4 protein-coding genes and 1 pseudogene are annotated in these 2,972 nt (G+C 70.2%); 3 read left to right on the top strand and 2 right to left on the bottom strand.

The window, feature by feature from the left end; all coding sequences use genetic code 11:
• The 3 genes from ACXJKL_RS18465 to ACXJKL_RS18455 form a co-directional block, all read left to right on the top strand.
• On the top strand, window positions 1–238 hold a 238-nt coding region (locus ACXJKL_RS18465), incomplete at its 5' end, for a hypothetical protein (RefSeq protein ID WP_457208462.1).
• A 1-nt stretch (window position 239) separates the two neighbouring features.
• Window positions 240–557 (top strand): hypothetical protein, encoded by a 318-nt coding sequence (locus ACXJKL_RS18460; protein WP_457208461.1) that lies wholly within the window; start codon window positions 240–242, stop codon window positions 555–557.
• On the top strand, window positions 554–1,378 hold the full coding sequence (locus ACXJKL_RS18455; RefSeq protein WP_457208460.1) for a WXG100 family type VII secretion target: 825 nt from the start codon (window positions 554–556) through the stop codon (window positions 1,376–1,378). Before ACXJKL_RS18460 ends, ACXJKL_RS18455 begins: the two co-directional genes overlap by 4 nt.
• A gap of 19 nt (window positions 1,379–1,397) precedes the next feature.
• Here ACXJKL_RS18455 and ACXJKL_RS18450 read toward each other — a convergent pair whose 3' ends face one another.
• Both ACXJKL_RS18450 and ACXJKL_RS18445 read right to left on the bottom strand, forming a co-directional pair.
• Window positions 1,398–2,792 carry an NAD(P)H-quinone dehydrogenase gene (locus ACXJKL_RS18450; protein WP_457208459.1) on the bottom strand — a complete coding sequence of 465 codons (1,395 nt, stop codon included), beginning with the start codon at window positions 2,790–2,792 and terminating at the stop codon, window positions 1,398–1,400.
• Window positions 2,792–2,972 (bottom strand): annotated as a pseudogene (locus ACXJKL_RS18445) (dihydrolipoyl dehydrogenase); the annotation flags it as partial. The gene ACXJKL_RS18450 and the pseudogene ACXJKL_RS18445, both read right to left, overlap by 1 nt.

Below are 2,972 nucleotides of genomic sequence, written 5' to 3'. Positions count from 1 at the left end.
GTCGTACGACGCCTACCGCTCGGGTCGCCTCGACACCCGGCCGGGCACCACCGCGGCAGCGACCGCGCGCCGGACGTTCCGCGTCACCTCCGACAACGGCTATCTCTCGGTGACCCGGGACGAGGACGGTGGCCTGCTGGGCGTCGACGTCGACGCCGAGTGGCTCTCCGGGGCCCGGTCGGAGTATCTCGAAGCAGCGATCATGCAGTCCGCCACCGGCGACCAGGACGGGAAGTGACATGGGGATCAAGGAGGATCGCGACGCCCTGATGCAGGCGGCCGCCGGCTGGGAGGGCATCGCCACCGAGTTCGTCGGCGCGCGGCTCGACGTCATGCGGGGGCGTGGGCGCGGCTCGGAGTTCGGGGCGCTGGCCACCGCCGCCGGGATCGACAAGGCCCACGACACCTTCATCGACTCGGTGTTCGATGCCCTGCTGACCGGTCAGCAGACGATGTTCGACATCGCCGCCGCGCTCCAGGCGACAGCCCAGGACTTCGGCGCCACCGACCAGGACGTCGCCGACACCTTCCACAACCCCGACGGGACGCCGCGATGACCGACTACGCCCACCACCCGGACTTCCGCATCGACGTCGAGGAGAAGATGACGGAGTTCGCGGACAAGCTCAACGAGGGCCTCGAGTGGGTCAGCTCCCAGTGGGAGAAATGCATCATGGACAGCAACTGGGCGTGGATCAGCCCGGGACTCAAGGCGGCGTACGAGGCGGCCAAGAACAGCTGCGAGAACAAGATGGAGGAGCTGGTCCACGAGTTCGAGACCAAGGCCAAGGAGATCTGGGACGAGGTCGACAACGTCACCGGCGACCCGTTCGAGCTGATGGCGATGAACCAGTCCTACGTCAACGCCGCCGGCGCGCTGCGCGACGAGAAGACGGTGATGGAGCGGCTGCGCTCCAGCGTCGGCGCCCGCTGGGAGGGCGAGGCCTACGAGGCCTACTCGAACATGATCGGCGAGCAGATCAGCGCCATCTCCGGCATCGACTCCGGCATCGTGCAGGCCGCCACGGCGTGCGCCGAGGGCGCCAAGCAGATCAACGACATCTGGAACGACATCGTCACCGCCATCCTCGACTACGCCGGCTCCATCGTCGACGCGATCAAGGAGGGCACCGACGCGGGCCAGTGGGTCACCCTGGACACCGGTCCGGCCATCAAGGTGATCCTCGACGCCGTCCTCGCGGTGGCCAGGCTCGCCGCGCAGCTGGAGACCTACTGGGCCGAGAACGCGACGGTGAAGACCAGCATGTGGCGCGTCCTCAACTCCGGCCTCGACGGCCTGGACGCCAACAACGACTGGCCGCGCATCAAGTACTACACCGACTCCATGGACGACAAGGGCGGTTGGGGACCGAAGTGACCCCGGCCCCTCCCGTGCGTCAGACCCGGTGCAGCCTCCGGGCGGCCTCGGCGATCGACCCGCTCATCGAGGGGTAGACCGTGAACGCCTGCGCGAGCTGGTCGGCCGTCAGGGACTCGGCCACGGCGATCGAGACCGGGTGGATCAGCTCGGAGGCCCGCGGGCCCACGACCACGCCTCCAACGATGATGCCGGTGCCGGGACGGATGAAGAGCTTGACGAAGCCGTCGCGCACGCCCTGCATCTTGGCGCGGGCGTTGCCGGCCAGAGGCAGGGTCACCACCTCGGCCTGGATCTCGCCCTCCTCGACCGACTTCTGCGACCAGCCGACCGTGGCGATCTCCGGTGACGTGAAGACGTTGGAGGAGACCTTCTTGAGGTCCAGCGGCGAGACCGCGTCGCCCAGGAAGTGCCACATGGCGATCCGGCCCTGCATGGCCGCCACGGAGGCGAGCATGAGGATGCCGGTGCAGTCGCCCGCGGCGTACACGCCCCGCGCGGAGGTGCGCGAGACGCGATCCACGGTGATGAAGCCCGCGGCATCGGTGGCGACACCCGCGTCCTCGAGCCCGAGGTCCGCGGTGTTGGGGACCGAGCCCAGCGCCAGGATGCAGTGCGAGCCGGTGACGGTGCGCCCGTCGGTGAGGGTGACGGTGACGGTGTCGCCGTCGCGGGTCACCGACTGCATGCGGGACTGCCCGAGCACCTCCATGCCACGGCGGGTGGCCACCTCCTCCAGGACCGCGGAGGCGTCGGCGTCCTCGCCGGGCAGCACCCGGTCGCGGGAGCTGACCAGGGTGACCGGGATCCCGAGGGCGAGGTAGGCGCTGGCGAACTCGGCGCCGGTGACGCCGGAGCCCACGACGATGAGCTTCTCCGGCACCTCGTCGAGGTCGTAGACCTGCTCCCAGGTGAGGATCCGCTCGCCGTCGGGCTGCGCGGACTCGAGCGTGCGGGGAGCCGCCCCGGTGGCGAGGAGGATCGCATCGGCCTCGAGCGCCTCCTCGGAGCCGTCGGGCAGGGTCGCCACCACGGTCATCCGGGGGGCCAGGCGACCGCGACCACGCACGACGCGGACACCGTCACGGTCCAGGCGGGCCGCGATGTCGGCCGACTGGTCGGCCGCCAGCTGCTTGACGCGCGCGTTGACCTTGCCCAGGTCGACCCGGATGGTGGTCGCCGCGTCGCCCTCCTGGTCGGCGAAGTCGATGCCCAGCTCCGCCGACTCCGACACCTCGGTCATCAGCTCCGCGGTGGCGATGAGGGTCTTGGAGGGCACGCAGTCGGTGAGGACCGCGGAACCGCCCACTCCGTCGGTGTCGACGATGGTGACCTCGGCGCCGAGCTGGGCGGCCACGTGGGCCGCCTCGTAGCCGCCGGGGCCGCCGCCGACGATGACGACGCGGTCCGCCATCAGAGGTTGATCATGTGGCCGGCGATGCCGTGCACGGCTTCCTTGACGGCCTCGGTCAGCGTCGGGTGAGCGAACACGTTGCGCGCCACCTCGTCGGCGGTGAGGTCCCACTGCTGGGCCAGGGTCAGGACCGGCAGCAGCTCGGTGACGCCGGGGCCGATGATGTGGGCGCCGAGGATC

It is taken from the genome of Nocardioides sp. P5_C9_2, from assembly GCF_054049555.1.
Note: the sequence above shows the minus strand (reverse complement) of the source record. Positions and strands in the feature narration are given on the sequence as shown.

Bases quoted from the DNA above. Each gene is read 5' to 3' on its own strand.
- ACXJKL_RS18450 (WP_457208459.1), bottom strand. From the start codon at position 2,792: ATGGCGGACCGCGTCGTCATCGTCGGCGGCGGCCCCGGCGGCTACGAG.
- ACXJKL_RS18460 (WP_457208461.1), top strand. From the start codon at position 240: ATGGGGATCAAGGAGGATCGCGACGCCCTGATGCAGGCGGCCGCCGGC.
- ACXJKL_RS18455 (WP_457208460.1), top strand. From the start codon at position 554: ATGACCGACTACGCCCACCACCCGGACTTCCGCATCGACGTCGAGGAG.